General features: G+C 68.0%; 26 protein-coding genes. 16 read left to right on the top strand and 10 right to left on the bottom strand.

Annotated features, from left to right (window positions below; all coding sequences use genetic code 11):
* The first annotated feature begins 2 nt into the window (after window positions 1-2).
* Window positions 3-494: a DoxX family protein gene (locus tag IEX18_RS17665; RefSeq protein ID WP_095997428.1), complete on the top strand. Its 492-nt coding sequence runs from the start codon at window positions 3-5 to the stop codon at window positions 492-494.
* Here IEX18_RS17665 and IEX18_RS17660 read toward each other — a convergent pair.
* From IEX18_RS17660 to IEX18_RS17635, 6 genes are all read right to left on the bottom strand, one after another.
* Window positions 410-1,876 carry a glycosyltransferase family protein gene (locus IEX18_RS17660; RefSeq protein WP_188661015.1) on the bottom strand — a complete coding sequence of 489 codons (1,467 nt, stop codon included), beginning with the start codon at window positions 1,874-1,876 and terminating at the stop codon, window positions 410-412. The genes IEX18_RS17665 and IEX18_RS17660 overlap by 85 nt on opposite strands.
* 101 nt (window positions 1,877-1,977) lie before the next feature.
* Window positions 1,978-2,328: a DUF3147 family protein gene (locus IEX18_RS17655; protein ID WP_188661013.1), complete on the bottom strand. Its 351-nt coding sequence runs from the start codon at window positions 2,326-2,328 to the stop codon at window positions 1,978-1,980.
* A 127-nt stretch (window positions 2,329-2,455) separates the two neighbouring features.
* Window positions 2,456-3,169 carry a recombinase family protein gene (locus IEX18_RS17650; RefSeq protein WP_229664694.1) on the bottom strand — a complete coding sequence of 238 codons (714 nt, stop codon included), beginning with the start codon at window positions 3,167-3,169 and terminating at the stop codon, window positions 2,456-2,458.
* A gap of 130 nt (window positions 3,170-3,299) precedes the next feature.
* A complete protein-coding gene (locus tag IEX18_RS17645; RefSeq protein ID WP_188661009.1) occupies window positions 3,300-3,563 on the bottom strand; it encodes a hypothetical protein in 264 nt (87 codons plus the stop codon).
* Window positions 3,556-3,954: an HIRAN domain-containing protein gene (locus IEX18_RS17640; protein ID WP_188661006.1), complete on the bottom strand. Its 399-nt coding sequence runs from the start codon at window positions 3,952-3,954 to the stop codon at window positions 3,556-3,558. The genes IEX18_RS17645 and IEX18_RS17640 overlap by 8 nt, the downstream gene beginning before the upstream one ends.
* Before the next feature lie 28 nt (window positions 3,955-3,982).
* Window positions 3,983-4,636: a S24 family peptidase gene (locus tag IEX18_RS17635; protein WP_260158806.1), complete on the bottom strand. Its 654-nt coding sequence runs from the start codon at window positions 4,634-4,636 to the stop codon at window positions 3,983-3,985.
* 71 nt (window positions 4,637-4,707) lie between these two features.
* Here IEX18_RS17635 and IEX18_RS17630 point away from each other — a divergent pair, with 71 nt between their 5' ends.
* Window positions 4,708-4,890 carry a hypothetical protein gene (locus tag IEX18_RS17630; protein WP_096342216.1) on the top strand — a complete coding sequence of 61 codons (183 nt, stop codon included), beginning with the start codon at window positions 4,708-4,710 and terminating at the stop codon, window positions 4,888-4,890.
* A 28-nt stretch (window positions 4,891-4,918) separates the two neighbouring features.
* Here IEX18_RS17630 and IEX18_RS17625 read toward each other — a convergent pair whose 3' ends face one another.
* Window positions 4,919-5,533 (bottom strand): lytic transglycosylase domain-containing protein, encoded by a 615-nt coding sequence (locus IEX18_RS17625; RefSeq protein WP_188661004.1) that lies wholly within the window; start codon window positions 5,531-5,533, stop codon window positions 4,919-4,921.
* Between the two features lie 129 nt (window positions 5,534-5,662).
* Between IEX18_RS17625 and IEX18_RS17620 the strand changes: the two genes are divergently transcribed.
* The 8 genes from IEX18_RS17620 (at window position 5,663) to IEX18_RS17585 (ending at window position 16,633) form a co-directional block, all read left to right on the top strand.
* Window positions 5,663-6,547: a DUF7146 domain-containing protein gene (locus IEX18_RS17620; protein WP_188661001.1), complete on the top strand. Its 885-nt coding sequence runs from the start codon at window positions 5,663-5,665 to the stop codon at window positions 6,545-6,547.
* 68 nt (window positions 6,548-6,615) lie between these two features.
* Window positions 6,616-10,830, top strand: a complete 4,215-nt coding sequence (locus IEX18_RS17615) for a strawberry notch-like NTP hydrolase domain-containing protein (RefSeq protein ID WP_308419360.1) — start codon at window positions 6,616-6,618, stop codon at window positions 10,828-10,830.
* A gap of 59 nt (window positions 10,831-10,889) precedes the next feature.
* The gene (locus IEX18_RS17610; protein ID WP_183930271.1) at window positions 10,890-11,123 is read left to right on the top strand and encodes a type II toxin-antitoxin system Phd/YefM family antitoxin; all 234 of its coding nucleotides are present in this window, start codon (window positions 10,890-10,892) and stop codon (window positions 11,121-11,123) included.
* Window positions 11,120-11,578, top strand: a complete 459-nt coding sequence (locus IEX18_RS17605; RefSeq protein ID WP_183930269.1) for a PIN domain-containing protein — start codon at window positions 11,120-11,122, stop codon at window positions 11,576-11,578. Before IEX18_RS17610 ends, IEX18_RS17605 begins: the two co-directional genes overlap by 4 nt.
* Window positions 11,579-11,672: 94 nt before the next feature.
* Window positions 11,673-13,682, top strand: coding sequence for a ParB/RepB/Spo0J family partition protein (locus tag IEX18_RS17600; protein ID WP_188660998.1), 2,010 nt, complete (start codon window positions 11,673-11,675; stop codon window positions 13,680-13,682).
* A 125-nt stretch (window positions 13,683-13,807) separates the two neighbouring features.
* The gene (locus IEX18_RS17595; protein ID WP_188660995.1) at window positions 13,808-14,722 is read left to right on the top strand and encodes an ArdC family protein; all 915 of its coding nucleotides are present in this window, start codon (window positions 13,808-13,810) and stop codon (window positions 14,720-14,722) included.
* 64 nt (window positions 14,723-14,786) lie between these two features.
* The gene (locus tag IEX18_RS17590) at window positions 14,787-15,431 is read left to right on the top strand and encodes a hypothetical protein (protein WP_188660993.1); all 645 of its coding nucleotides are present in this window, start codon (window positions 14,787-14,789) and stop codon (window positions 15,429-15,431) included.
* Window positions 15,432-15,661: 230 nt separating this feature from the next.
* On the top strand, window positions 15,662-16,633 hold the full coding sequence (locus IEX18_RS17585) for a DUF2493 domain-containing protein (RefSeq protein ID WP_188660990.1): 972 nt from the start codon (window positions 15,662-15,664) through the stop codon (window positions 16,631-16,633).
* A gap of 48 nt (window positions 16,634-16,681) precedes the next feature.
* On the opposite strand, the gene IEX18_RS17580 is transcribed toward IEX18_RS17585, so the two are convergent.
* Entirely contained in the window at window positions 16,682-17,380 is a 699-nt protein-coding gene (locus IEX18_RS17580) for a DUF2161 family putative PD-(D/E)XK-type phosphodiesterase (protein WP_188660987.1), read from the bottom strand.
* Window positions 17,381-17,483: 103 nt separating this feature from the next.
* Between IEX18_RS17580 and IEX18_RS17575 the strand changes: the two genes are divergently transcribed.
* A complete protein-coding gene (locus IEX18_RS17575; RefSeq protein WP_188660984.1) occupies window positions 17,484-17,939 on the top strand; it encodes a thermonuclease family protein in 456 nt (151 codons plus the stop codon).
* 260 nt (window positions 17,940-18,199) lie between these two features.
* Window positions 18,200-18,610, top strand: coding sequence for a single-stranded DNA-binding protein (locus IEX18_RS17570; protein WP_188660981.1), 411 nt, complete (start codon window positions 18,200-18,202; stop codon window positions 18,608-18,610).
* Between the two features lie 45 nt (window positions 18,611-18,655).
* Here IEX18_RS17570 and IEX18_RS17565 read toward each other — a convergent pair whose 3' ends face one another.
* Together IEX18_RS17565 and IEX18_RS17560 are read right to left on the bottom strand one after the other, a co-directional pair.
* Window positions 18,656-18,877: a hypothetical protein gene (locus IEX18_RS17565; RefSeq protein ID WP_229664693.1), complete on the bottom strand. Its 222-nt coding sequence runs from the start codon at window positions 18,875-18,877 to the stop codon at window positions 18,656-18,658.
* Window positions 18,870-19,145, bottom strand: a complete 276-nt coding sequence (locus tag IEX18_RS17560) for a DUF6437 family protein (protein WP_188660979.1) — start codon at window positions 19,143-19,145, stop codon at window positions 18,870-18,872. Before IEX18_RS17560 ends, IEX18_RS17565 begins: the two co-directional genes overlap by 8 nt.
* Before the next feature lie 405 nt (window positions 19,146-19,550).
* Here IEX18_RS17560 and IEX18_RS17555 point away from each other — a divergent pair, with 405 nt between their 5' ends.
* The 4 genes from IEX18_RS17555 to mobF all read left to right on the top strand — a co-directional run bounded on the left by IEX18_RS17555 (window position 19,551) and on the right by mobF (window position 25,790).
* On the top strand, window positions 19,551-19,802 hold the full coding sequence (locus IEX18_RS17555; protein ID WP_229664692.1) for a hypothetical protein: 252 nt from the start codon (window positions 19,551-19,553) through the stop codon (window positions 19,800-19,802).
* A 491-nt stretch (window positions 19,803-20,293) separates the two neighbouring features.
* Window positions 20,294-20,542 carry an ATP-binding cassette domain-containing protein gene (locus IEX18_RS17550; protein WP_188660977.1) on the top strand — a complete coding sequence of 83 codons (249 nt, stop codon included), beginning with the start codon at window positions 20,294-20,296 and terminating at the stop codon, window positions 20,540-20,542.
* Window positions 20,532-22,859, top strand: a complete 2,328-nt coding sequence (locus tag IEX18_RS17545) for a type IV secretion system DNA-binding domain-containing protein (protein ID WP_188660975.1) — start codon at window positions 20,532-20,534, stop codon at window positions 22,857-22,859. The genes IEX18_RS17550 and IEX18_RS17545 overlap by 11 nt, the downstream gene beginning before the upstream one ends.
* Before the next feature lie 6 nt (window positions 22,860-22,865).
* On the top strand, window positions 22,866-25,790 hold the full coding sequence (mobF, locus tag IEX18_RS17540; RefSeq protein ID WP_188660972.1) for a MobF family relaxase: 2,925 nt from the start codon (window positions 22,866-22,868) through the stop codon (window positions 25,788-25,790).
* The last annotated feature ends 57 nt before the right edge of the window (window positions 25,791-25,847 follow it).

Below are 25,847 nucleotides of genomic sequence, written 5' to 3'. Positions count from 1 at the left end.
TCATGCTCCGGCGGGTGGTCAACAGCGATGCGAGCCCCTGGACGATCCTGATCCGGCTGGCGGTCGGGCTCGCCGTATTCTTCCCCGAAGGCATCCAGAAGCTGATCTTCCCCGCCATCCTGGGAGCGGGCCGGTTCGCCAAGATCGGCATACCCTGGCCCGAGGCACTAGGGCCGTTCGTCGGCGTTGTGGAGACCGTCTGCGGCGCGCTCATCGTCCTCGGGCTGTTCACGAGGGCGGCGGCGATCCCGCTTGTCATCACCATGATCGTGGCGCTCGTCTCGACCAAGCTTCCTGTCCTCGTCGGCCACGGGGTAGGACCGTTCAGCCTGCCTGACCTCAAGCGCTACGGCTTCTGGAGCGCGCAGCACGAAGCGCGCGCCGACCTGACCATGTTGCTGAGCTGCCTTTACGTGTTCATCGTCGGCAGCGGCCGATGGTCGATCGATGCCCTGCTTGACCGCGGGGCGACGGGCGACGACCGCCCGCGCTGAGCGCGGTCCAGCCCAAGGCAGAGCAGGAGCAGCAGGAACGGCGTCGCGAACTCGCGATGCCGCTCCGCGAACTCGAACCAGACCCCGAACACCGCAATCTGCAGCCCGCACGCGGCAACCAGCAACAGCACCGTCTCGAGCGCACGATCAGCGCGGAGCCGGGCAGCGACGGCCGCGCCGCCCAGCATGACAAGGTGCGCGCCCTGGGAGAGCGGCAGCAGCAGCGCCGCTATCCAAGCAGACACCGCCGGGCGCATCGCCGCGAGCCGCACCAGTCCAAAGTCAGCGACGCCGCAGGACCGGGCGAGCTTGGCGAGCGTCAGCCGCACGAACGCGACGGGGTGGGCCGTGATCCACTCGCGCGCGATCAGCCCCGCTTGGCGGCTATATTCCAGTTCGGGTAGGCCGCGCAGCGAGGCGGGCGGCGCCATCCAGTTGCCGGTCGCGCCGGGGTTGTTGCCGATCCACAGGCCCACGCCGCTCGACGTGGTGAGCGGCACGAAGGCGCCGAACGTGAGCCAGTTGCGGACCCACCACGGCAGCAGCACGAGGCAGGCGATGGCGGCTGCGGGAACCCCGGTCCGCAGCAGCCGGACGAGGCCGAGGCGACCCGCCAAGACCAGCCCGAACAGCCCGGCAAGCGGCGCTTCACCCGGCTGCGTCAGCGCCAGCAGGCCGGCGGCGACGCCAATGACGGAGACACGCTTCCAGCCGGGCAGATCGCTCCACACCCACGCCGTCGCGATGATCACGACCAGAAGCGCGCACAGGCTTTCCTTTTGCGCGAGCGGAGCGGAGAACAGCGCCGACGGCCAGATCAGATAGAGCCACGCCGCGCCCCGCCCAGCCCCGGCGCGGCCGACGCGGGATCCCAGCGCCGCGATCATCGCGGCCGTGGCGAGGTCGGTCAGGGTGCCGAATGCGAGCAGCGACGGCGTGGAGAAGCCGAACGCAATGCTCCACCCCGCCAGCAGCACGGGATAGAGCGGCGGAAACAGCGCGCGCGTGGTGATGCCGAGGAACGGCTCGAAAATGGTGAGCCCTTGCCCGTGGCGCAGGCTGGCGGCCAGCGTCAGGTAGGATTGAGCGTCGCCTTGCGGCGCGCGATGGACGACGAGCAGCGCGAAGCTGAAACGGAGAGCGACGGCCAGGACGAGCAGCACCAACACAATGCGGCGCGAAGGTGGCGCGCGCAGGACCGGAACCACTACGGTGGCGAGCGCCAGCCATGCGGCCAGCGCCCCCACTCCGCCCGGCGAGGCGCCCCAGCGTTCGATCAGCGCAGGCGACGACACCACACCGTAGGCCAGAATGGCCAGCAGCACGGCCGCGACCGGCAGGGCGATCCTGCTTTCCAGCGAGCGAGACGCAGCTATCGCCATCGGAAAACGATAGCGAGAGTGGGTTGCGTTCGGTTTAAGACGTTTCGTCTTTCCTGTGCGTCTAGCCCCGCTCGCAGCTCCCGCCGATCACAGCCGCAGCGTCAGAGTTGAAGCCCGAAGCGCGACGCTGCCCACGTCATGGTGAGGTAGAGCAGGATCGTGAGCACGCAGCCGGACCCCAGCGCCAGCCAGAACGGCGCGCCCCGGTTCAGCATGGCCGGGATCAGCAGAAACATCGGCAGCGAGGGGAGCACATACCAGAAGGTTGCACCCGCATGGGCGGCCATCCGGGCGCTATCGTGCGTGTCGCGCCACAGCCACATCATGCCCAACACCGAGACAAGGGGGAGAGAGGCGACCAGCGCCCCCAAGCCGGGGCTGCGCCTCGCCACTTCCGATACCGTAACGATAATGGCGGCCGAGATCACCGCCTTCAAAATGAGGTAGAGCATCGCCTACCCTACCACCTTGGCCGACGAGCCAGAACCTAGGCGTTCGGCATCGTTCAGAAAACGGCGGTTTGGCATCCGTTCCGCCTCGCGACGCTCGCGCCCAGGCACCCACCGCGATGGCTGACCATTAACCCATTCGTCGATCTACGCCGCGTGAACCGTTTTGGTCTCCGGGTTGTTGAACATCTGCCTGCGCGCTGTTCCTCGATCGGTGCTGCGCAGTCACGCGCTTGACCTGTGCGATGCTGCACCCGGCCAGCTCGGCCGTCTTCGCGATGCTCATGCCTGCCTCGCGCAACGCAACGATGCGCCGGTGCTGGGCGAAATCGGCCTTGCGTCCGGTGTACCGCCCTGCCCCCCTCGCGATCTCGATGCCCTCACGCTGGCGTTCGCGGCGGGTCTCATACTCGTCGCGTGCGGTCTGCAGCGCGACGCGGAGCAGCATGTCCTGCACAGCCTCGAGCACAATGCGCGCCACGCCCGCGCTGTCCGCGACGAGGTCCGATAGATCAACAATGCCCGGCACGGCCAGCCGGGCGCCTTTGGCTCGGATCGCCGCGACCAGCAGTTCGGCTTCGGGCAGCGGCAGTCGGCTGATCCGGTCGATCTTCTCGGCGACGACCACCTCGCCCATCTGCAGGTCCTCCACCATGCGCAGGAGCTCCGGCCGGTCCGGCCGCGCGCCCGATGCCTTCTCGCGGTAGACTGCAGCGACATAGTAGCCTGCGGACCGAGCGCCCGCGACGATCGCGTCCTGCCGCGTGAGGTCCTGCTCCTCGGTACTGACGCGCAGGTAGACGCGCGCGGCACGTACCGAGGTCGGGGCGATGTCGGTCATCATAGCTCTTTCGGGTATACCCGGATGAGCTACGCAGTGGGACGGCAGCTCAGAGCCGGTAGTGCCGATGCTGCCGAGCTTAGCCAAGCAAGCCGAACCTAGTGAGCTAGACAGCTATCCCGATGAGCGATCGTCAGTGCACGCTTGACCGGGCCAGCTCGGCCAAGGCATTGATCACGACCACCCAGCGCGCGGCGGCGGTCGAGCTTTCCTTCTCCCGCACCTCCTCCAGATAGCCGTCTGCCCAGGCGATCGCCTCGGACAAGCCGAGATCGCGGCGCAGATCGATTGCGATCGCCCACGCCTTCTCAAGTATCGGTTGTACCGCTGAGCCACTTGGAGGGTGGTTCCCGGGCGTGTGCTGGCCTTCAACGGCAAGAGAAGCGAGGTCAGTCATCAGGGTAGATCTCGTCTGGCCAGAACTCGACCGTGGCCGGATCTGGTGGTGTGGCACGCGTCGCGTCCGCGGGCGGCAAAACGGGATGGTCGCCGTCGAACCCGATCCGGATGGCAGCACCGGCAGGCGTGGCGGCCTGGAAGATCGCCTCGATCGGGCGGCCGTTGCGCAGCATGCCGCCGATCCAGGGAGTGCGGTCTGCGGTCAGATAGCCGATCTGGACGTTTCGGCTGCTGAACACCGCAATGGCATTCGGGTCCGCCGGGTTCTTTGGCTCAGGAATCAGCTCGATCGGTTCGCCGGGCACGCAAAGCAGGATCTCGAAGCGCCGATTGCCACCATCCGCATTGGGATGGTTCGCGCCGACGACGTGTAGGCTCATCTGCTTCATGCTGACACCTGTGACCGGGCTGGCCCGATCAGCTCAGCGTGCGGCCGAACCATAGCACCCGTCCCACGATGTCGATCCGGCTGGGATTGATGTCCTGCCAACTCGGATAGTCGGGATTGTCGCTCCTGATCGAGATGCCGCGACCCGAGGGCTGCCGCGCCAGCCGCTTGACCATCAGGCTATCGTCCAGCCGCAGGACGTAGATGCCGTCGCGTAGCCGGCTCACCCCATCCTTGCGGTCAACCAGGACGTCGTCGCCATCGGCGAGCGTCGGCGCCATCGAGTCGCCCTTGACCTGGATGATCGACAGACCATCGGCCGAGCCCTTGGTGCGCTCGCGAAGCCAGCGCGGATCGAAGCCGATCGACGTGCGGCGCGCCTCGCCAAAATCGGCAGCCCCGTAGCCGGCCGAGGCGTAGACATCGAGCACCGGCACCTGCTGCAGCGTCGGCTTCTCCCACTCCTGAGGGCCGCCGAGCACCGTCTCCTTGACCCCGAAATAGCTGGCGAGAAGGCGGCGATCCTTTTCATCGAGGCGCTTGGGCGTCCCCCGCTTGATGAACTGCTGGATGTAGGCCGGATTGCGCCCGAGCATGCGCGACAGCGCGGCATACTCCTCCTTGCGCTCTTCGATGAGCCGCTGGAGCGCTTCGCGCGGGTGTTCGATCGTGGCGAGCATCATAGGGGATTTCCTACAGCACTAATCACGCAGTATGGAACATAACAGGAACGGAGTAAAGCGAGTCGCGACGCATGGACGGGGATCTGCTGCCGAGGATCGAAGTTTTTCTGACGCGGGTGGGCCTCAGCCCCACGCGGTTCGGCCGCCTCGTCGTCCACGATCCTCGGTTCGTGTTCGACCTCCGGGCGGGCCGCCGGCCACGTCGGCGCGTTCACGCCCATGTGCATGCCTGGTTGCTGCAGAACGGCGCGTGAGCCGGGGCTGTCGAGGGAATCGCGCATGTCAGAAGCTCCCCAGCCGCCAAGCTGACAGGACCTTGCGCACATAGGTCGGGGTCTCGCTGTTGGCGGGAATGCCGCGCGCCCGCATGACCGCCGCAGGCCCAGCATTGTAGGCGGCCAGCGCCAGCGTCACCGACCCGAACTTGTCGAGCATGGCTCTCAGGAAGCGAGCTCCACCATCGACGTTCATGCGCGCGTCGAATGGATCGAGGACACCCAGCGCCCGCGCCGTCGCGGGCATCAGCTGCGCCAAACCCATGGCCCCAGCGCGACTGACCACGCCGGGCTGGTAGGCTGATTCAACCGCGATCAGTGCATCGAGCAAACCGTTCGGCAGCGCGTGGCGAAGCTCGGCGGCACGGATAAACGCGAGGAACCGCTCGCGTCCTCTCGGCGGTGCGGCTCTCGTCGCAGAGACGGTCATGACTGGGGGATCGGCGGCCGCAGCAGAAAATGATCGTGCTGCGGCCGTCCGGTGCTCGATCAGCTCGAAAACGGCAGCTGAAGCATCGTCCGCCTCAGCTGAACTCAATTCCGCGTCAGTGTGCTGCGCCAGTGCGGGTGAAGCGCAGGCCAGCAGCACTGCCGCGGCGGGGAAGAAGGTTCGGATCATCATCGCCTCGCATCATGCATTTTCCTCTTCCTCGAATCGGAACATAGTGCGAACGTGCTGCTGTAGGAAAGCGCTAAGCTGAAGGGAGTGGAGGCGGCGGCGCGGGGCGCGTCACAGACAGCGAGAGCCCTTATGACCTTTCACGATCCCCACCTCGCCAGCGGCGCCGACAGCGGTCGCACCATCGTCGAGGCGCTCGGCGGCCACTGGACGCCCCGGGGCGGCATGTGCCGCTGCCCGGCACATGCCGATGCGACGCCGTCCCTCAGCGTCCGCCCGGGTCGAAGGAGACTGCTGTTCCATTGCTTCGCCGGCTGCGAGACACGCGATGTGCTCGACGCGATCGCGGCGCTCCGCCTTCCCGGCGGTGCGCGCGTGGTGTTCGGCACAGACGAGCCAATCGACACACGAAAGCCCGCAGTGGAGCGGCTCTGGTCCGAGGCACGCCCGCTCCGTGAAAGCCCTGCATCGCGCTATCTGGCGGGACGCGGGCTTACCGGGACTTCGGCGCTTCGTTTCCACCCTCGAACGCCTCAGGGACGGCATCCCCTCACACGCTTCTTGCCGGCCATGATCGCGGCTGTGACTGACGAGACCGGGCTCGTCGCCGTGCACCGGACGTTCCTCAGTCGGGATGGACTATCCCTCTCCTCCCGCCAGCCGGCACGTGCCGCGCTGGGATCACTCGGCAGCGGTCTCGTCCGCCTCGTGTCGGCGAGCAATCGCCTCGGCTTGGCGGAAGGTATCGAAACCGCCCTCTCCGCCTGTCGACTCTTTGGCGTGCCCTGCTGGGCCACGCTCGGAGCCGAACGCTTCAAGCGGATCACTCTTCCCGCGTCGGTCACGGAGATCATTCTGTTTCTCGACCATGATGCCGCCGGGCACCAAGCCGAGACGGTGGCGCGCGAGCGCTTCGCCGGCCGGCGAATCGAGGCCCGCTACCCGGCCCAGCCCGGTGCGGACTGGAACGATGTCCTGCGCGCACCTCCGCGGGGCAGGATGACGACCGAACGATAGAGGGGAGGAGATCGGACACTTCGTGCCCCGACGTCGGCGCTGGAGCCGGCCGGGCCGGAGTCTCTGCCATGACCGCTGCCGCGCTTCGCCTCGAAGCTCCTGCCGATCCCGTCCTCGCCGTCGCGCATCGCCTTTGCGACTTCCTCCAGGCCGGCGAGGTGATCGACGCCCGCCTGCTGCGGGACCTGCTTGCCTCCGCGACAGGCCGCTCCGCCGCCGATGGCGGCTGGTCGATGCGCCACGCCTACGATGCGCTCGAACTCGCGCAAGTGCTCTGGTTGGGGTCAGCCGGTGCGGGCGTGGACCTCTCCAGCCCGTCGGTCGCGCTGGACGCTCTGATCGATCTGGGCCGCCGGCTGCCGACACAGACGGTGCGCACCGAAGACCAGCTCGCCTTCCAGCAATTCTCCACCCCTGCCCCGATCGCGTGGGCGATGAGCGTGGCAGCACAACTCCGCCCGTTTGACACCGTGCTCGAACCCTCCGCCGGCACCGGATTGCTCGTCTGGCCGGCGGCGAAGCTCGGGGCCGCCCTCGTGCTGAACGAGATCGATCCCAGTCGCCGACACTGCCTCGAGCGGGCCTTTCCACAGGCGCGGATCAGCGGTTACGATGGCGAACTCGTCGACGATCTGCTGCCGGTCAACGTCCAAGCCGACATTCTCCTGATCAACCCGCCCTTTGCGCGCTCAATTGGCCGCCCGGTCGACCGGCATGCGGCCGCTCGGCACCTCAAAGCCAGCCTCCGCCGCCTCAAATGCGGCGGACGCGCGGTTGCGATCATGCCGACCTGGTTCGACAGCCAGACGCTTGGATCGGAGGCGACCATCCGCCTCGACGCGGCCCTGCCCCGCGGCCTGTACGTGAAGCACGGAACCGGCATCGCCGTCCGCCTGCTCGTGCTCGATAAGGTTCTGACTCCAGATGAGGGCCCAGTCGAGCAGGAGATGACCGGCCTCCCAGCGTTGCTGGACGCTGTCCAACACCTGCCTGCTCGCGCGCATCCAAGCGATCCGACGCCACCCACGCCTCGGACACGGCTGTCTCTATTCCGCCGCCAGTCACAAACCCCGACGCCGCGCCCCCAGCCGGGCGCTGTCGAGCCCGACGGTGAGCAGCCGATCGAGGTGGTGACCCTCGATGATCCCGCACCAGAAGGCGAGCCGGCCGGCATCTACATGGCATGGCGCCCAAGCCGCCTGGCGCTGCCCGGGGCCGCAGAGCATCCGACGCCGCTCGTCGAATCGCTCGCCATGGGATCGATCGCAGCGCCCAAGCCGGCCTACCAGCCTCTCCTGCCCTCCGGCGTCGTGCGCCAAGCCCTGCTCTCGGCCGCGCAGCTCGAGACGCTCGTCTATGCCGGCGGTGCCTTCGAGCGCGACCTGCCCGGCCACTTCGTCGCGGACGAGGCCGGCACCGACCTCACGATGGCGGAGGACGGGATCGCCTATCGACAGGGCTTCTTCCTCGGCGACGGCACCGGTGCCGGCAAGGGCCGGCAGATTGCCGGCATCATCCGCGATCAGTGGGCACGGGGGCGCAAGCGGCACATCTGGCTCAGCAAGAACGAGACGCTGCTCGAGGACGCGCGGCGCGACTGGAGCGCGCTCGGCGGCATGAGCCTCGACGTGCAGCCGCTGTCGCAGTGGAAGCTCGGCACGCCCATCACGCTTGACGAGGGCATCCTCTTCGTCACCTATCCGACGCTCCGATCGGGACGGGAGGAGGTCACCCGCCTCCAGCAGATCCTCGAGTGGGCGGGCGAAAGCTTCGAGGGCCTAATCGCGTTCGACGAGGCGCACGCGCTCGCCAACGCCGCCGGGGGCGAGGGTTCTCGCGGTCGCATCAAGGGCTCGGAACAGGGCCTCGCCGGCCTGCGGCTCCAGAACCGCCTGCCCCGCGCCCGCGCCCTCTATGTCTCGGCGACCGGTGCGTCGGACGTCGCCAACCTGAGCTATGCCAGCCGGCTCGGCCTGTGGGGCCCCGGGACAGCGTTTGCGACCCGCGAGGCGTTCATCACCGGTGTCCGCGCCGGCGGCATCGCGGCGATGGAGCTCGTCGCGCGCGACCTGAAGGCGCTCGGCCTCTACACCGCCCGGGCGCTCTCGTTTGCTGGTGTCGAATATGATCTGCTGGAGCATGCGCTCACCTCCGAGCAGGTCCGCGTCTACGACGCCTACGCCGAGGCCTGGGCAATCATCCACCGCAATCTTGGCGCCGCGCTCGAAGCGACCCGCGTCGTCGACAGCGCGTCGGGGTCGACCCTCAACGCCAATGCCAAGTCGGCCGCGCTCTCCCGCTTCGAGAGCGTCAAGCAGCGCTTCTTCGCCCAGCTCTTGCTCTCGGCCAAGCTGCCGAGCCTCCTGCCGGCGATCGCGACCGATCTGGAAAACGGGAACGCGGTCGTCGTGCAGCTCGTCTCGACCTCCGAAGCCATGCTCGACCGCCGGCTCGCCGACCTCGATCCAGCCGAGCGCGAGACGCTCGAGATCGACCTTTCGCCGCGCGAATATGTCGTCGACTATCTGGTCCGCGCTTTCCCGACGCGGCAGATGCGGGTCTTCACCGATCCTGACGGCAACATCCGCTCCGAACCCATGGTCGATGACCAGGGCCATCCCGTTCACTGCCGGGCAGCGATCGAGGCGCGGGACAGCATGGTCGAGCAGCTCTGTGCGCTGCCCCCGGTCGCCACCGCCCTCGATGCCATTCTCGAGCGGTTCGGAACCGACCGTGTCGCGGAAGTGACCGGCCGCACCCGGCGGCTCGTGCTCGACCGCGCCCGCCAGCAGCGGCTCGAACGCCGGTCGCCGCGCAGCAACCTCGCTGAAGCGCAGGCCTTCATGGACGGCAACAAGAAGCTGCTCGTCTTCAGCGACGCGGGCGGCACCGGCCGCAGCTACCATGCGTGCCTCAAGGCCAGGAACCAGGCACGCCGCATCCACTATCTGCTCGAACCCGGCTGGCGCGCCGATGCGGCCATTCAGGGGCTCGGGCGCACGCACCGAAGCGCGCAGGCGTCCGCCCCCTTGTTCCGGCCGGTCACCACCGACGTACGCGGCGAACGCCGGTTCATCTCGACCATCGCGCGGCGTCTCGATGCGCTCGGCGCGCTGACCCGAGGGCAACGGCAGACCGGCGGCCAGAACCTCTTCAACCCGGCCGACAACCTCGAGAGCGACTATGCCAAGGACGCGCTCACGAACTGGTACCGGTTGCTGTTCGCCGGCAAGCTCCGGTCGATCACCTGCGCCGACTTCCAGGGGCGATCCGGGCTCGTGCTGGAAGCCGAAGGCGGCGGCTTGCGCGACGATCTTCCGCCGATCCAGCGCTGGCTCAACCGGCTCCTCGCCTTTCCGATCGCGCTCCAGAATGCGATCTTCGAGGAGTATCTTGGGCTCGTCGAGGCACAGGTCGCCGCGGCACGCGAAGCCGGAACCCTCGATGTCGGTGTCGAGACGCTCCTCGTCGAGACACTGACCGTCAGAAATGATCGTATCCTGCGGACCGATCCGTCGAGCGGCGCGACGAGCCACCTCCTCACCCTCGATCTCGAACAGCGACCCCGGCCGCTCCGGTCAGAGGCGGCCCTGCGGCTCGCCGAGCGCGACGGCTCGTGTCTCCTGATCAACGATCGCTCGGGCCGCGCCGCGGTCCGATTGCATGCCCGCAGCCTTCTCAACGAAGCCGGCCTGCCGCTCCGCCGCTACGAGCTGGTCCGGCCTCTCCGCCGCGAGCATATCGGCCATGGCCAGTTCGACGAAACGCATTGGCGTCCCGCCGACAGTACGGCCTTCGCTGCGGCATGGAACGCTGAGGTGGAGGAGGCGACGGCATCGACGCAGAGCGAGACGATGCATCTCGCGACCGGATTACTTCTGCCGATCTGGGATGCCCTCCCCGATGATCACGTCCAGGTGCTGCGGGTCGTCGACGAGAAGGGCCGGTCGCTCCTCGGCAGGCCCGTTCCCGCGGCCGCCGTCTCTGAGCTGGGTCGCCGGTTCGGCTTGGACCTTGACCACGCCGTTCCGGTTTCTGCCCTGGTGTCCGGAGTGCTCGAGACCGGCCGGTGCTGTACCATCCCCGGCACGCGCTCGGTTCAGCTGAAGCGCTCGCTGGTGGGTGGCGAACGGCGGCTCGAACTTGTCGGCTTCGACCCCGCCCGCCTCGGCGAACTCAAGGCGCTCGGCTGCTTCACCGAGATCATCCGCTACCAGACCCGGTTGTTCGTCCCCGCTATCAGGGCCGCGGAGATCGTCGAGCGTCTGTCCGGCGGCCGGTGAGCAGTCGACACAAGGACGCTCATCCTCTATTTAGGTGTAACCACTAGAAAGGATCGGTGATGGAACGGGCGATCAGCGCCAGCGACGCAAACCAGCGCTTCTCCGAACTGCTCCGCGAGGTGCAGGAGGGCGAGAGCTTCGTCGTCACCTCGCGTGGCCGCCCCGTCGCAAAGGTCACCCCGGTCGACAACCTCGACCGGCAAGGCCCCGAGATCGACGCCCTGCTCGACTTCGTCTCTGCCCTGCCCCGCCGCAACGGCCAGGGCTGGCGGCGCGAGGATCTGTACGAGTGAGCCGTATCGCGTTCGACACCAACGTCCTGGCCTATATCGCCGGCGTCGGTCGCCATCCCGACGATGCCGCAAAGATCGAAGCCGGCCGCACGCTCCTGAGGCAATTGCGGAGTCGAGCCTCGCTCATCGCCCCTGTCCAGGTCCTCGGCGAACTCTATGTGGTGCTGAACCGGTCGGGTGCCTCGCGCGACGAGGCGCGCGAGACGGTGCTCCGCATGGCCCGAGCGTTCGGGACGGCCGACAGCAACAGCTCGGCCTTCCTCTCGGCGCTCGATCTCTCCAGCGCCCACCAGCTGCAGCTCTGGGACGCGCTGATCCTCAACGCCGCCGCCGAGGCAGGATGCGCGCTGCTCCTCTCCGAGGACATGTCGAGCGGCTTCGCGTGGCGCGGCACTGTCGTGATCAACCCCTTCGCCGCATCGGTCGACGAACGCCTCAGCCGTCTGATCGCCTGATCGGGCATTCCCCGCACCGTTTGAGAGAGGAGGACGCGTCGGATGGCGCGAGCCGGCGTGAGCGCACGCGGGCTCGTCACCAGGAGTGAAGACGATGATCCAGACTATCCCGCTTGCCAAGCTCGTGCCCTCCAAGCGCAATGTCCGCCGCCGCAGCGATGCCGCCGCCGACGCCCAGCTCCGTGCCGACATCGAAGCGCGTGGCCTGCTCCAGAACCTGATCGTGACCGCCAACAAGAAGCCGCGCGGCACCTTCGCCGTCGAGGCAGGTGGTCGTCGCCATGCCGCGCTGAAGGCGCTCGCAGACGACGGCAAGCTCGCCGCCGACTTCGCGGTGCCCTGCCTCGTGCTCGACGATCTCGGTAGCGCGGTGGCCGAGGCGAGCCTGGCCGAGAACTTCCAGAAGCTGGCGCTGAACCCGGCGGACGAATGCCTCGCCTTCCAGCACTTCATCGAACAGGGTTCGGACGTCGACGGCGTGGCTCGTCGGTTCGGCGTTACCGTGCGGTTCGTCGAAGGCCGCCTCCGGCTCGCGAGCCTCGCGCCGGTGGTGTTCCAGGCACTCGCCGACGGCGAGATCACCCTCGACGTCGCCAAGGCCTATGCCTCGACGCCCGACCGCGAGCGCCAGGCGCATGTCTTCGACCAGATGAGCCGCGGCTATGGCGGCGCACACCCGGACAGCATCCGGCGCATGATGACGCAGGCGACCGTCTCCGCCGCCGATCCGCGCGCCCGGCTCGTCGGCGAGGACGCCTACCTCGCAGCAGGCGGCCGCATCGACCGTGACCTCTTCGCCGACGACACCTCCACCCGCTGGCTCGACATCGCCATCCTCGAACGACTCGCCAACGAGACGATGGACGAGGCCGCCGCGACGCTCGCGGCCGAAACCGGCTATGCCTGGATCCGCTCGACGCTCGACCGCTATGTCGACTGGCAGCAGACCGAGGGTCTCGAGCGGGTCGAACTCAAGCCTGCGGCGCTGACCGAGAGCGAGCAGGAGCAGGTCGCGGCGCTTGAGGCTCAGGCAGCGGACAAGATCGCGCTGCTGGAGGACGAGGCGAGCAGCGACCAAGACCGGGCGGAGGCCGAGACCGAGCTCGAGACCATCGAGAAGGCGGTCGAGGCGATCACCGACAAGCCGCCGGTGCTCGACGAGGCACTCCGACCCCAGATCGGTGCCTTCCTCGTCCTCGGCCCCGACGGCACGCCGCGGCTGCACCAGACGCTCTATATCGAGCGTACGCCGCAGGAGGAGAATGGACCCGACGACGGCGACGGCGACGACGAGGCGAGCGAGCCTGCCCCGCGGACCGTCGGTCTCTCGCAGCGGCTGACCGACGAGCTCGCGATCCAGCGCCGCGATATCCTCGCGGTCCATGTCGCGGCCGATCCCGACTTCGCGCTCGATCTCGCGATCTTCCTGATGGTCGACCGCAAGCCCGGCCACGGGGTGGAGCGGTACGGCTCGTCGCTCAACGCCAGGCCGCCGCAGGAGCCGGTGATCGGGTTCAAGATCCCCGAAGCGCCCGCCACCCTCGCCCGGGTAGAAGCCGGCCAGGCGCTCGATAGCAGCTGGACCACTCTCGATACCGCCGAGGCGCGGTTCGACGCCTTTCGCGCGCTCGGGCCCGACGAACGAGCGGCGTGGCTCGGCCACGCGGTTGCCGGCAGTCTCGAGGCGAGCGTTGCGGGCACGGGCACTGGCGGCTGCCGCTTCCACGATCATCTGGGCCATCTGCTCGGCATCGACGTCGCCGCCTGGTGGCGGCCGACAGCGGCAAACTTCTTCGACAAGGTCACCAAGCCCGTCATGTTCGACGTTCTGACCGAGATCGACGGACCCGCACTTGCCGCGCGCTACGGCAATGCCAAGAAGGCCGACCTCGCCGCCACCTGCGAGAAGATCTGTGCTGGCGACTTCATCGGCGAGGTCAGCACCAAGCAGGCCGCACGGGCGTGGCTGCCGGCCGCAATGCGCTTCGCACCCGAACCTGCCCGGCAAGCCGACGGCGATCCGGCCACGCTGCCGGACGAAGCGGACGCCAGCGCGACCGAGCTCGATCATGCCCGCGACGTGATCGACCGCGACGCTGCCTGAGCGGCACGCGGCATTCTGGGGCGGCCTCCACCGGAGGTCGCCCCTTTGTCTTCGGCTTCGCGAGAGAGGGGAGACGGCTGTCGCCGGGGCGAGCCGATCCGGCTCGTGATCAGAGGAGCCGCGCGATGCGCCACAGCCGATCCACCCCGCCGACCAGCCCCGCCGAGACAATCACCAACGCCATCATCGAACGCCTGGAGGCCGGCGTCAGGCCATGGCGCCAACCCTGGACCGGCGGTCCTGTCTCCAGGCCCTTGCGCGTCTGCGGAACGCCTTATCGAGGGGTCAACGTCATCTGGCTCTGGATGGCGGCACAATCACGCGGCTTCGGCTCGCCGACCTGGATGACCTACCACCAGGCACAGCTGCTCGGAGCCCAGGTGCGCAAGGGCGAGCGCGGTACGCTCGCCATCTTCTACAAGAGCTATACCAAGGAGATTGAGGATCCCGCGACGGGCGAGCGCGAAGACGAGGCGCGCCGCGTGCTGAAGAGCTTTACCGTCTTCAACGTCGACCAGATCGAGGGACTGCCCGAGCGGTTCCGGCCCGAGCCCGTGTCGCTGCCCGAACCGACTGCGCGTGATCGCGAGCTCGACACCTTCTTCGCCGCTATCCCGGCGTCGCTGCGCCACGTTGGCAGCGAGGCCTATTACATGCCCTCGACCGACCAGATCACCATGCCGGAGGTGTCGCAGTTCCGGACGCGCGACCTCTACCGGTCGACACTGGCGCATGAGCTTGCGCACTGGACGGGACACCGAAGCCGACTGGACCGCTCGCTGGGTGGTCGCTTCGGGAGCGACGCTTACGCCGTCGAGGAGCTGGTCGCCGAGCTCGCCTCGGCGATGATCGGCGCCGAACTTGGGCTACCGGTCGACCATCTCGACGATCATGCGAGCTATCTCGGCAGCTGGCTCAAGGTCCTCAAGACCGATGCCCGCGCGATCCTGACCGCGGCCGCCAAGGCCGAGGAGGCCTCCGCCTATCTGCTGAAGCTCGGCCGCGCCGAGCGCCCCGCCGAGCTCTCGCTCGCCGCCTGACCCGCACCCTCTCGGCGGCCCGCAGGGCTCCCCGCTGCACCTCCTCTCCTCAGGAGATTTCCTCATGACCTACGACGTCGGCTACCGCTTCGCACAGGCGCTCGATCCGAGCGGCCTCGACACCATTGCTGCCTGCCTCCACGCCATTCAGGCCGCTGCCCAGGACTGCCGCAACGCCGGCAAGTCATTCGAATCCGACCCTGCCGTGGTGCTACTCGCCCAGCATCTCGGGGCTGTCGCAACGACCACGATGCCGGATCGGCCGGCCCTTCGCACGCTCTGCGGCGATGCCTTGGCCGAGATTGCGCGCACCCCGTTGCTCACCCTGCTCGCGGCGCGCGGCGTCGACCATGACGCTGATGCCAAGCGGACCTTCCACACGGAAGCACGGCGGGCGCTGAAACGGCTCGCCGACGCGCTGCACCTCGAACGAGGTCGATATGACATTCGCGTCTGCGCTGGCGGTCCTGCGGTGTCGGGCGAGGTCATCCTGCACGGAGACGAGCTCTATTGCCAGGTCTCAATCGGAGGCTTCGGGCCGGGCGAGATCCTGTTCCGCCGCTGCCGAGGCCGGTCCGACTATGTCGGCGAGCGCAACCATTGGGCTCGCATGACCGAGCTGGTCGACCACTCCCGGCTGGCGGCACGGATCGCACGCGAGATCGGGCTGGCATGCGCGCCCGAAAGCCAGCCGAGGCTCGTCGCCTGAGAGCCGGATACGAGGTTCGGCCAGTGCCGCGGTGCGGGCGCGAGAGGCCCTCTACCCGCCGGCGGTCCAGGCGCAACCCGCCCGCCTGCGGCCCGTGTTGCCTTGCTTGGGCTGACGCCCTCGCGAGGCGGCCCGCGCCAGCCTTGTCGGGGAGTGGCGCCCGGCCCTGATGCCGCCGGGTGGAGGGCACGCGTCGCCGCAGATCCGCGGCGTCTGACAGGAGACCTCTCATGCCGACCACCCTTGCCGCCCAACTCGCCGCGCTCGAACTCGGGCATTTCTCGATCGCCAGCGATCCCGGTGCGCGTCCCCTCGCCCGACCCGAGCCGGAAGCCATCGACCAGACGCTCGCCGCCGTCTGGTCCGACCTGTTCGCACTGTTCACCGACACCATCCTCGAGGACCAAGCCGAGGAGCTTGGCTGGGGTTTCGTAAACCTCTTCCACCGCGCCGCTGCCAAGGCCTCGACCCGCATCGACCGGGCAACCGACGAGATCCGGCTGCTGCTCGCGACCAACGACGGCTCGGAGGTCCACACCGCTGAACTCGAACAGCAGGTCGAGCGCGCGCAAGCCGCCGAAGGCGAGATGCTGGCGCTGGAGGCACTCCGCGAAACGGCGGCCGCGCTCTACCTCGCCGAGACCGGATCGTCCTGGAAGCCGGCCGGCGGCTCGCGGCTCAGCCACGATGCGGTGAGCACCTCCGCTGTGGTCCAGGGACGCGAGTTCCTGAAGGCCCGCGCCGAAGGCAAGCGCCGGGCCGCGATGCCCGAGGGCACGCCCGTCATCTTTGCCGGCGGACGGCTGAGCTTCGGTAGCGCGGACGATGCCAAGGCCTATGGCGACGCGATCTGGCGCACGCTCGACCGGGTGCGCGCCAATGTCGCCGACATGGTCCTCGTCCATGGCGGCGATGGCAAGGGTGCCGACCGGCTCGCGGCGTCCTGGGCCGAGCGTCACAAGATACCGCAGATCGCGTTCAGTCTCGACACCCGGCTCGGCGCTCGGGCAGGCTTCCGTCGCAACGAGCAGATGCTCGGGTTGAAGCCGCGCTACGTCGTCGCGTTCGCCGGCAACGGCGTGCTGGAGCGGCTCGTCATCCAGGCCAAGGAGCGCGGGATCGCCGTCGTCGACCGGCGTGGTCCGCTCGGCACCAACCCCAAGCACCACGCCCGTACCTCGGGCGAAGCGGTCGCGGCTTGAGCCCTTCCGGGCGCCGCTTCGGCGGCGCCCTTCTTTCCCGGCTGCAGGCTATGCCGCTTCCTGCTCCGGGGTTGGCGACGATCTCTTCTCGCTCTCGCCGATCGCGAGCCGACCACTCTCGGATAGCGCATAAAGCCCCTTCTCCACGCGCTCGAACCAGCCATAAACGTTGCGCAGCAGGATAGCGCCCGCATCCTTCGCGAGCCCGCGCAGATCCCTCGGGCGCTTCGGTCCTTCCCGCATCGCCTGGGCGCACGCGATCGTGCGCTGGCGATACGCCGTCATGATCGGCTGGCGGGTCAATCCACCCTGGGTCGGGTCGCCCTTCCGACGGCGATGCTCGGCCACCAGCCGCCGTCGCTGCGGCAGATTCGGACGCGGCCGGTAGGGCGCAGGCTCGGCGAGCACGGTGACCGTGCCGAGTCGCAGGTCGACCGCGAGCAGGCCCAGCCCCAGCAACCGGCAGAGCCGATGCACCCGGCGGTCCTGGTCCCGGCCGCGGCGCGTCGCCGGCACCGCAACATAGACGATGTCGGACGAGCGCGTCCGCTCGACCGCCTGCAGCAGCAGCTCGAGCGAGAAGGATAGCTTGAGTTCGGTGACGACCACGAGCGGGGGTTCGCCGGGTGCCAGTCCGACGATGTCGCAGCCGCAGATCTCCCCCTTCACCTCGAACCCATGACGCTCGAGGAAGCGCTTGATCGGCGCATAGAGCGTGGTCTCGCTGACAGGCTTGATCAGGGTCATTCCGTCCGCACTAGCTCGCTCCCTTGCCGCCTCAAACCGCTCGCCTGTCGGCCGCTGCGCTGCAGGGTGGCCTGTCGTGCATCCTTGCGTAAGAGCATCGGCGATGATCCCGCTTCTGCTCCTCGCCAGCGTCGTCGCCCCCGGCACCACCTTCACCTGTACGCCCGTCGCGGTTTGGGACGGGGACGGTCCGATCTGGTGTGCGGAAGGGCCGCGCATTCGGCTGGAAGGCATCGCCGCCCGCGAGATGGACGAGACCTGCCGGCCAGGACATCCGTGTCCTCGCGCCAGCGGTCGCGCCGCGCGCGACCATCTCGTTGCCCTGCTGGGCGGGGCCCGCGGAACGCTTCGCACCGGTCATATCGTGGTCCGTGATTCCCCTCTCACCTGCGTGTCGAACGGTTCAGCGAAGGGCGATCGGACCGGCGCCTTGTGCCGTTCTCAGCAAGTCGGCGACCTCTCCTGCGCGATGGTCCGGGACGGCTATGCGCTGGCGTGGGCGCGCTATGGCGGAAACCGTCTGTGTCGATCGGCGAGAACCTCCAGCACCAAACGGTAGCACTCTCGGGCGCCCGCAATCCGGCCGGGTCAGGACCGTTCCCATCGACTGCTCACCCCTATGACGGGCGCGAGCGCAGGCAACCCTTCCCGACCAGGCCCGTGTTGCTCCGGCTTCGCCTCCGCTGCCCGCGCCAGCCTAGTCTCCCAGGGTTCCCCTTCCGGCCCTGCGGGCCGCTCGGTGCCTCCGCCCGGCTGCCTCGCCATGGCCGGGGCTCCGTCGATCGGGACGGTCCCGACGATCCGAAAGGAGCAAGCGCCATGACCAACACCGTTCTTCTCGTCGGCAATCTCGGCACCGATCCCGAGACCCGCTCCACCCGCGGCGAGACCCGTGTCACCACCCTCAGCCTCGGCACCAGCCGGCCCAAGCGCGATCAGGAGGGCAAGACCTTCAAGGATGCGAACGGCTATACCGCCAAGGAGACCGAGTGGCACCGCATCACCTGCTTCAACGGCCTCGGCAAGACGGTCGCGCAATACGCGACCAAAGGGATGCTGGTGTCGGTGCGCGGCCGCATCCACTACAGCAAGTGGACCGATCGCGAGGGGGTCGAGCGGTACGGCTGCGAGATCATCGCCGAGGATGTCCAGTTCCTCAGCCGCGGCAAGTCGGCGAGTGGCGGCGAGCCTTCCGGCCAGAACGACATCGACGACGACCTGCCCTTCTGACGACCCGGAATACGCCCCGGCGGCACCGCCGCCGGGGCGCCTTCGTCATGCCTGCCGAGGGCTGCCGAAGTGCCGCGTGACGATCGCGTCGAGCCGGCGGGTGAGCAGGCTCGCAAGCGCCAGCGCATCCCGCTCGGCGTCGAACGGATCGCGCTGGCAGGCTGAGACGATCGCATCGCACAGCCAGTAGCTGGTCGCCGGATCGGCCAGCATCGCGATGACCTCGGCCACATCGCTCATCGGCTCACGGGTGATCGGGTCAGGCATCGCCCTCTCCCTTCACCGCCGGCTGGATCGTTTCGTCGCGCGGTCGCGTTCTGCCGGCAGCGGGCTCACCGCCGTTCCCCTTGAGCGCCAAGCGGATCGCCTGTCTCAGGCCTTCGGCGCCCAGCGCACCACCGCCCGCGTCGAGCGCGATCAGCCCCAGTTCGAGTGCGGCAGCACGCCGCAGTTCCTCGCGCCGGCTCTCGAGCAGGCGCCGTTCTTCGTCATGTCGGGTGAGCGCATCTAGCGCGCTCGGCTTCTTCTTGGCCACGACCATTCTCCTGTCGGTCGAAGCCCCTTCCGATCCTCTCTTCGCCTAGCCGCGTATCTGTAGGAAAGGGATTTCTGCGGGAGACCGGAGCAGGTCCTCCCCTCCAGCGTGCCGCATCCAATCGGCCGCCGCGGGCATCGAGCCCACGCCGGCCGAGCTCTTCTACTCGCTCGACATGGGGAAGCATGACAGCGGCGAAGACCGGGCCTCAAGGACGACGGGGCCCCACCATTTTTCCGGCCGATCGAGGTCTGCACTCCACCGCCGGCGTCAGCGCGCGGCCGAAAAAATCGTGACCCCCATCGCCGCTAACGCGGCCGCTCCTGACGGAGCGGTCCCTGACCCCCGATCTTCCCCGCTGTCCCTCAGACGCCGTCTTTCACTTGAACATTGAGAGGACGGACGATGACCTTCTACAGCCCGATCATCACCACCGCCGCTGCTGCTGCTGCTGCTGCTGCTGAGCACGACGCCTATATGGCCGCCTACGCCAGGGCCGCCGCAAGAGCGCCCTACAGCTACTTCGACCAGCACATCATCCGCACCGACGATGGCTGCTACTGGGTCGCTGACGAGGGTGACTACGAAACCCTGATGCAGGACCTGGTGGACCGGATCGTTCACACCGTGGCTGCTGGCCGCAGCGACGAATCATAAGCCGGCGAGAGAGGCAACCACGCCTCTCTCGCTTTGCTCGTCCAGAGCAGCGTCCCTCTCCCTGAGCACGCCTGCCGCGTCCTTTCCCGACTGATCACACCGCGTTTCCGGAGCCAAGGTTCGCGACGGCGCTCCCACCGGGCACCCCGATCAAGACCCGATCGTCAGTCCATCCATCCCGACCGCAGCACTTCGACGATATGGCGCAAAGGGAGCACACCTTACGCGGCGCAGCCGCAGGGGAAGCAGCTGAATACGCTACCCAATACCCGTTATACAGGCCCACGCATTTCGTTAGACGGCGTTATACTACGCTAAGCCATTGAGATTGGCCGCGGTCGTCGGCAGCTCTACCGTACAAAGCGTTTTCCTACAGCCCCGCCGATCTGCTAATCCGACACTGCCTTGCGAAGCGCGACCGCGCTCCATCCGGCTGGATGGAGTTGCACGTGTCGTACCATGAACTCATAGCCATTCGGCTCAGCAGCAGCATGCGCGCTGAGCTCACTGCGCTTGCCCAAGCGCGTCAAACCGACGTCGGCAAAATCGTCCGGCGACTGATCGCCAACGAGCTGTCTGGTGCGCGCGAGCGGGTGGACGAGGTGCTGGACCTCGTCCTCTACATCGCCATCGCGGTCGACGGCCTGCTCGCCGCCCAGCCCGATCCCGAGCTCCGCCACGAGATGCTTCGCCTGTGGAAAGCGCGCCTCGCCGAGGAGGGTCGTCCCCATGCGGCATAAGCTCGTCAACTTCACCCGCGGCAGCCAGCTGATCGGCCATTTCAGCTTCATGTTCGCGGCCGGCCTGAAAGGCCCGCTGCTGCTCGCGCTCGCCACCTTTGGCAGCCTCATCTGGTGGCGCGTAACCGCCGCGCTCAACGACGCGGAGAGCTACCTGTGCTGGATGCGGATCTACGTCGCCGGCTACACCTGGTTCGAGTTCGATCCCAGCAAGCCGGTCAATCTGGCGCGCGATGGCGGACCCCTTTTGGTGCCGATCGCCCGTGCGGCAAACCACCCCCTGATAGTCACGGCCTGGGCCAAGTGCATGGCGGCGGTACGCAGCGGCGCGCTCGTTGCGGCCCTGATCACCGCCCCCGCCACCTTGGCCTTCGGCTGGGCAGCGGCGTGGTTCGGTCGACGCTCGAAGGAGAGCCGCCACGAGCGGGGTGCAACACTCTCGACCCTGCCGGCACTGATCGGTGAGATCGAGGCGCACAATCGGGCCGAACAGGCGTCGGAATATCGTCGCCTGTTGGGCCGTGGGTGGCGGCTCGCCTCGGCGGCCGAGCGGCGCGAAGCGAACCTCTACGAGCCTTACCACCTTGCCGGCGTGCCATTTCCGTGGCGCCTGGAGCAGAGCCACGCGATGCTGATCGGCACCACCGGGACAGGCAAGACTGTCGCGCTCCGAGACCTTCTCCGTCAGGTACGCGGGCGCGGTCACCGTGCCGTGATCTTCGACCTCACCGGCGCCTTCATCGAGGCGTTCCACGATCCCGCGCGAGACGTGATCCTCAATCCGCTCGATGCGCGCTGCCCGCAATGGTCAGTGTTCGAGGACTGCCCCGATGAAGCTGCCTTCACCGCGGCGGCGGAAGCGCTGGTACCTCATGACGGCGGTGGTGCCGAGCAATTCTGGGTCCTCGCCGCGCGCATGCTCTTCGTCGAAATGTGCCTCAAGCTGGTCGCCGAAGGGCGCGCCACCAACGAGGCGCTCTCGACCGAGTTGATGACCGCCAGCCTCGCCCATGTGCATAGCCTGATGGAAGGCACGGTGGCCGACCCGCTGACCGCGCCCGAGGCCGCCCGCATGGCGGAGTCGATCCGGGCGGTGTTCAACGCCAACGCCAAGGCCCTGCGCATGCTGCCGACCACGGGCCAGCCGTTCTCGGTGCGGCGCTGGGTCCGGGGCGATGGCGCGCCCGGCAGCTTCCTGTTCGTCTCGGCGCGCTATGTCGACATGGCGGTGGCCTCGCGCCTGCTCACCGTCTGGATGGATACGGCCATGAACACGCTCATGGCGGGGCCGCGCACCTCGGATCTGAAGCTCTGGTTCCTGTTCGACGAACTGGGCGCTCTCCATCGCTTGCCGGCGCTGGAGAAGGGTCTCCAGACCGCCCGCAACTATGGCGGTGCGATCGTCGTCGGGGTCCACGCTTATGCCAAGCTCAAGGAGACCTATGGCGACAACATGGCGATGACGCTGGCGGCGCTCGCCCGCACCAAGCTCGTGCTCGCCACGGCCGACCGCGAGTCCGCCACCTGGTGCTCGGACTTTGTCGGCCATCGCCAGTTCCGCGAAATGGAGGAAGGCTATAGCTACGGCTACAACAATGCGCGCGATGCGGTGAGCCTCACGCCACGGCGCCAGATCGAGCCGTTACTGCTCCCCGATCAGCTGATGAACCTGCCCCGGCTCCAGGGCTATCTCAAGTTCCCCGATGGCTTTCCCGCAGCGCCTATCCAGCTCCGCTATGTCCCCTTCCGCGATGTCAGCGCTCCGTTCGAACCGCGTCCGATCGACCCGAAGCGGCGCGGGCTAGCGAGGGGGGACAGAGTCTCGGAGCCGGAAAGCGAAAGCGGCCAGACGTCAGGTGCGAGCGACCAGGGACCGGGCCCGAGCAGCGACCGGACAGGGCATGGGCCTGCATCGAACACGGTCGCCGACCTGCCCGAAAGAGCCGCCGCAACAGGGGAAGACCAGGACCGGGATCGCCGGCCAGCCGAGAGACCTGTGGAAACCCCGTTCCGCCTCACCGGCGCGCGATCGAGCCGCTCCGCTCCGGAGCAGCCGGAAGCACGGTTTCGATCGACAGGCAGCGAAGAGGCTCCGGCTCTCGTGCCGTCCTCGACGGCCGAGCCGAGCAGGACCGCGCCCGAGCAAGAGGCCGGTCAGCGGTCGGACAGCCCCGATCCTGGCCGCCCCGGGAGCGTCGATCCGTCGCGCGGTATGAGGCCACTCTCGGCGCCCGAGAACCTGTCCAGGCGCGAGTTGCGCGAGGGGATCGCGCCGTCTGACCCTGAGTCGCCAGGCGAACCCGAGCTGGATTTTTGAGATCCCATGCTCTCGGTCGCGAGCGTCCGCTCGGCCAAGGGGGCGGCCGGCTATTTCGCCGCCGACAATTATTACAGCGCTGGCGAGCCGGAGGCGACGGGCGAGTGGTTCGGCAGGGGCGCAGCGGCGCTCGGGCTCGGGGGCAAGGTCGATGCGGCACAGTTCGAGGCGCTTCTTCAGGGGCGCTTGCCAGACGGCAGCCAGGTCGGGACCCACGACCGGCACCGTGCCGGCATCGACCTCACCTTTTCGCTGCCCAAGAGCTGGTCGCTGCTTGCCCTAGTCGGCGGCGACCGGCGCATTCTGGAGGCTTACCGGGCAGCGGTGAAGGACACGCTGCGCTGGGCCGAGACCAATGCCGCGGAAACGCGAATGGAGGTGAAAGGGCGCGAGAAGGTCGTCGGCACAGCTAATTTTGTCGCGGCGCTGTTCGAGCACGACACCAGCCGCGCGCAGGACCCGCAGGCGCATCTGCACGCCGTGATCGCCAACGTGACGCAAGGACCCGACGGCAAGTGGCGCGCCCTCCACAACGAGAAACTCTGGTCGCTCAACACGCTCCTCAACTCGATCGCGATGACGGGCTTTCGCGAGCGGGTCGAGGCCCTCGGCTACGAGGTCGGCGACCGCTCCAAGCACGGCAATTTCGAAGCTGCCGGGATCGGCCGCAATCTCGTGATGGCGTTCAGCACACGCCGTCAGCAGATCCTCGCCAAGGTTGCAGAGATGGGCGCCCGCACGCCCGAGGCGTTCGCCGCAGCGACGCTCATGACGCGGCCCGACAAGACTCCTGTCGTGGATCGGCAGGCGCTGCATGCTGCCTGGCGGGCAAGCGCCACGGAAGCTGGTCTCGACTTGGCCACCATGATCGCGGCTGCGGATGCGCGGCAGCAGGAGATCCCGACGGGGTGGGCAAGGCTGGCGCAGGCGGTGGACAGTATCGCGGATCGAGCATCGGCGGTGATCGGCGCGCTTCGGGAACGGCTGGGGCTCTCGCCAAGCGACCCTTATCTGCCCGGCGATGGCCATCTGCGAGGCCCCGGGAGGGCGGCCGCCGCGCATGCGGTCGCCTCGGCGCTTCGCCACCTCGAGCAGCGCGAAGCGGCATTCCCGAAGACAGACATCTACAAGGCCGCACTCGACACGGGCTTGCCCGTCACGATCGACGCCGTGGAACGCCGTGTCGAGATTCTGACGCGGGGCGGTCAGCTCGTCGAGGGCCGCGGACGCCGCGCCGACATGATGACGACGGCGGGCGCGCTCGATACCGAGCGTCATATCCTCGGCGAGGTTGACGCAGGCCGCGGCGCCGGCCTTGCCTATGTGGCGCAGGAGCAGGCACTCGGACGGCTGGCAGCTGTCGCGGAAGCACGGTCGAAGATCGTCCTGAACCCCGGTCAGGCTGCCGCGGGCGCGATGATCCTGGCGTCCTCCGACCGCATCGTCGCAATTCAGGGCGTGGCGGGTGCTGGCAAGAGCAGCATGCTGGCACCGGCGGCCGAGATCATTCGACAGAGCGGCCATGAGGTCGTCGGCCTCGCCGTCCAGAACACACTCGTCCAGATGCTGCAGCGGGAAACCGGCATCGGCTCGATGACCGTGGCCCGCTTCCTCAAGGCACATGACAAGCTGCTCGGACCTGCCCCCGATCGCAGCGCGCTAGCCGACGCGCGCCGTCAACTCGGCGGCGCTGCGATCCTGGTCGATGAAGCCTCGATGCTGTCCAACCACGACCAGCTGAAACTCGTCCGCCTCGCCAATCTGATCGGGGTCGGCCGCATGGCGTTCGTCGGCGACGCCCGTCAGCTCGGGGCCGTCGACGCGGGCAAGCCCTTCTCCGTCATGCAGCAGGCGGGCGCCCCGACCGCGCAGATGAGCCAGAACCTGCGCGCGCGGGGCGATGCCATCAAGGAGGCCGCTACCGCCGCGCAGATCGGTGCCATCGATCGCGCGATGGATGCGCTTGCTCCCTTCACCGTCGAAGCTCCGGGGCGCGGGAGTGCCGAGGCAGCCGAGCGGTGGCTCGCCCTCGACCCCGGCGCGCGCGAGAGAACCGCGATTTACGCATCCGGGCGTCGATTGCGGGGCGAGGTGAACGAGGCCGTGCAGTCGGGTCTGATCACCCGCGGAGAGGTTGGGCCAGGGAGCGTCGAGCTTACCGTGCTCGAAAGGGTCAGCGTTACCGACGAGGAACTGCGCCGCCCACAGAGCTTCGAGCAGGGCATGATCGTGGAGATCAGCCGCGCTCAGGCGAGCCAGAAACTGCCGCGGGCCCGCGCGATCGTCGAGGCGATCGACCACCGCGCAGGTACGGTCTCGCTGCGGCTGTCCGGCGGAAAGGAGCGTACGCTTCGCCCGGAGAAGCTACGCATCCGCGCGGGCGAGAGCCCGTTGCAGCTTTACCAGCCGAAGCAGCTGCAGCTGCATGAGAAGGACCGCATTCGGTGGACGGCCAATGACCATCAGCGAGGACTTTTTAACGCCGACCAGGCCAAGGTCCTGTCGATCGACGAGCATCAGGTGCTCGTAGAAACATCACGCGGCCAGACTGTCGCGCTGCCTCGCAACGACCCGATGCTGCAGCGCCTCGATCTCGCCTATGCGCTCAACGCCCATATGGCGCAGGGTCTGACGTCCGATCGCGGGATCGCCGTCATGGAGACCTGCGACACCAAGCTGGTCAACCAGCAAACCTTCCTGGTGACCGTCACCCGGCTCCGAGACTCGCTGACGCTCGTCGTCGATAACGCCGTCCGGCTCGAACGCCAGCTCGCCCGCAATGCCGGCGGAAAGACGTCCGCGCTGGAGACCAGTGGCAAGGTTCGCCCTGCAAGCCCCGAGCCAGCGCGGCAATCGACGAACGACGCTAAGCCGGAGAAGGGTCTCGATCTCGAGCCGGCGCGCACCAAGCCCTATGACATCGGCATCTGATCCGGCTCTCCGACTGTGCAAAATCGATCGGGCGTGGCCAAATGATGCGTTCCGGGT

The sequence above is a fragment of the Sphingomonas metalli genome, from assembly GCF_014641735.1.
GTDB classification, from domain to species: Bacteria; Pseudomonadota; Alphaproteobacteria; order Sphingomonadales; family Sphingomonadaceae; genus Sphingomonas; species Sphingomonas metalli.
The sequence above is the reverse complement of the archived record's forward strand: the minus strand, read 5'-3'. Positions and strand labels throughout refer to the sequence as shown.

Bases quoted from the DNA above. Each gene is read 5' to 3' on its own strand.
- IEX18_RS17665 (WP_095997428.1), top strand. From the start codon at position 3: ATGCTCCGGCGGGTGGTCAACAGCGATGCGAGCCCCTGGACGATCCTG.
- IEX18_RS17660 (WP_188661015.1), bottom strand. From the start codon at position 1,876: ATGGCGATAGCTGCGTCTCGCTCGCTGGAAAGCAGGATCGCCCTGCCG.
- IEX18_RS17655 (WP_188661013.1), bottom strand. From the start codon at position 2,328: ATGCTCTACCTCATTTTGAAGGCGGTGATCTCGGCCGCCATTATCGTT.
- IEX18_RS17650 (WP_229664694.1), bottom strand. From the start codon at position 3,169: ATGATGACCGACATCGCCCCGACCTCGGTACGTGCCGCGCGCGTCTAC.
- IEX18_RS17645 (WP_188661009.1), bottom strand. From the start codon at position 3,563: ATGACTGACCTCGCTTCTCTTGCCGTTGAAGGCCAGCACACGCCCGGG.
- IEX18_RS17640 (WP_188661006.1), bottom strand. From the start codon at position 3,954: ATGAAGCAGATGAGCCTACACGTCGTCGGCGCGAACCATCCCAATGCG.
- IEX18_RS17635 (WP_260158806.1), bottom strand. From the start codon at position 4,636: ATGATGCTCGCCACGATCGAACACCCGCGCGAAGCGCTCCAGCGGCTC.
- IEX18_RS17630 (WP_096342216.1), top strand. From the start codon at position 4,708: ATGGACGGGGATCTGCTGCCGAGGATCGAAGTTTTTCTGACGCGGGTG.
- IEX18_RS17625 (WP_188661004.1), bottom strand. From the start codon at position 5,533: ATGATGATCCGAACCTTCTTCCCCGCCGCGGCAGTGCTGCTGGCCTGC.
- IEX18_RS17620 (WP_188661001.1), top strand. From the start codon at position 5,663: ATGACCTTTCACGATCCCCACCTCGCCAGCGGCGCCGACAGCGGTCGC.
- IEX18_RS17615 (WP_308419360.1), top strand. From the start codon at position 6,616: ATGACCGCTGCCGCGCTTCGCCTCGAAGCTCCTGCCGATCCCGTCCTC.
- IEX18_RS17610 (WP_183930271.1), top strand. From the start codon at position 10,890: ATGGAACGGGCGATCAGCGCCAGCGACGCAAACCAGCGCTTCTCCGAA.
- IEX18_RS17600 (WP_188660998.1), top strand. From the start codon at position 11,673: ATGATCCAGACTATCCCGCTTGCCAAGCTCGTGCCCTCCAAGCGCAAT.
- IEX18_RS17595 (WP_188660995.1), top strand. From the start codon at position 13,808: ATGCGCCACAGCCGATCCACCCCGCCGACCAGCCCCGCCGAGACAATC.
- IEX18_RS17590 (WP_188660993.1), top strand. From the start codon at position 14,787: ATGACCTACGACGTCGGCTACCGCTTCGCACAGGCGCTCGATCCGAGC.
- IEX18_RS17585 (WP_188660990.1), top strand. From the start codon at position 15,662: ATGCCGACCACCCTTGCCGCCCAACTCGCCGCGCTCGAACTCGGGCAT.
- IEX18_RS17580 (WP_188660987.1), bottom strand. From the start codon at position 17,380: ATGACCCTGATCAAGCCTGTCAGCGAGACCACGCTCTATGCGCCGATC.
- IEX18_RS17575 (WP_188660984.1), top strand. From the start codon at position 17,484: ATGATCCCGCTTCTGCTCCTCGCCAGCGTCGTCGCCCCCGGCACCACC.
- IEX18_RS17570 (WP_188660981.1), top strand. From the start codon at position 18,200: ATGACCAACACCGTTCTTCTCGTCGGCAATCTCGGCACCGATCCCGAG.
- IEX18_RS17565 (WP_229664693.1), bottom strand. From the start codon at position 18,877: ATGCCTGACCCGATCACCCGTGAGCCGATGAGCGATGTGGCCGAGGTC.
- IEX18_RS17555 (WP_229664692.1), top strand. From the start codon at position 19,551: ATGACCTTCTACAGCCCGATCATCACCACCGCCGCTGCTGCTGCTGCT.
- IEX18_RS17550 (WP_188660977.1), top strand. From the start codon at position 20,294: ATGCGCGCTGAGCTCACTGCGCTTGCCCAAGCGCGTCAAACCGACGTC.
- IEX18_RS17545 (WP_188660975.1), top strand. From the start codon at position 20,532: ATGCGGCATAAGCTCGTCAACTTCACCCGCGGCAGCCAGCTGATCGGC.
- mobF (WP_188660972.1), top strand. From the start codon at position 22,866: ATGCTCTCGGTCGCGAGCGTCCGCTCGGCCAAGGGGGCGGCCGGCTAT.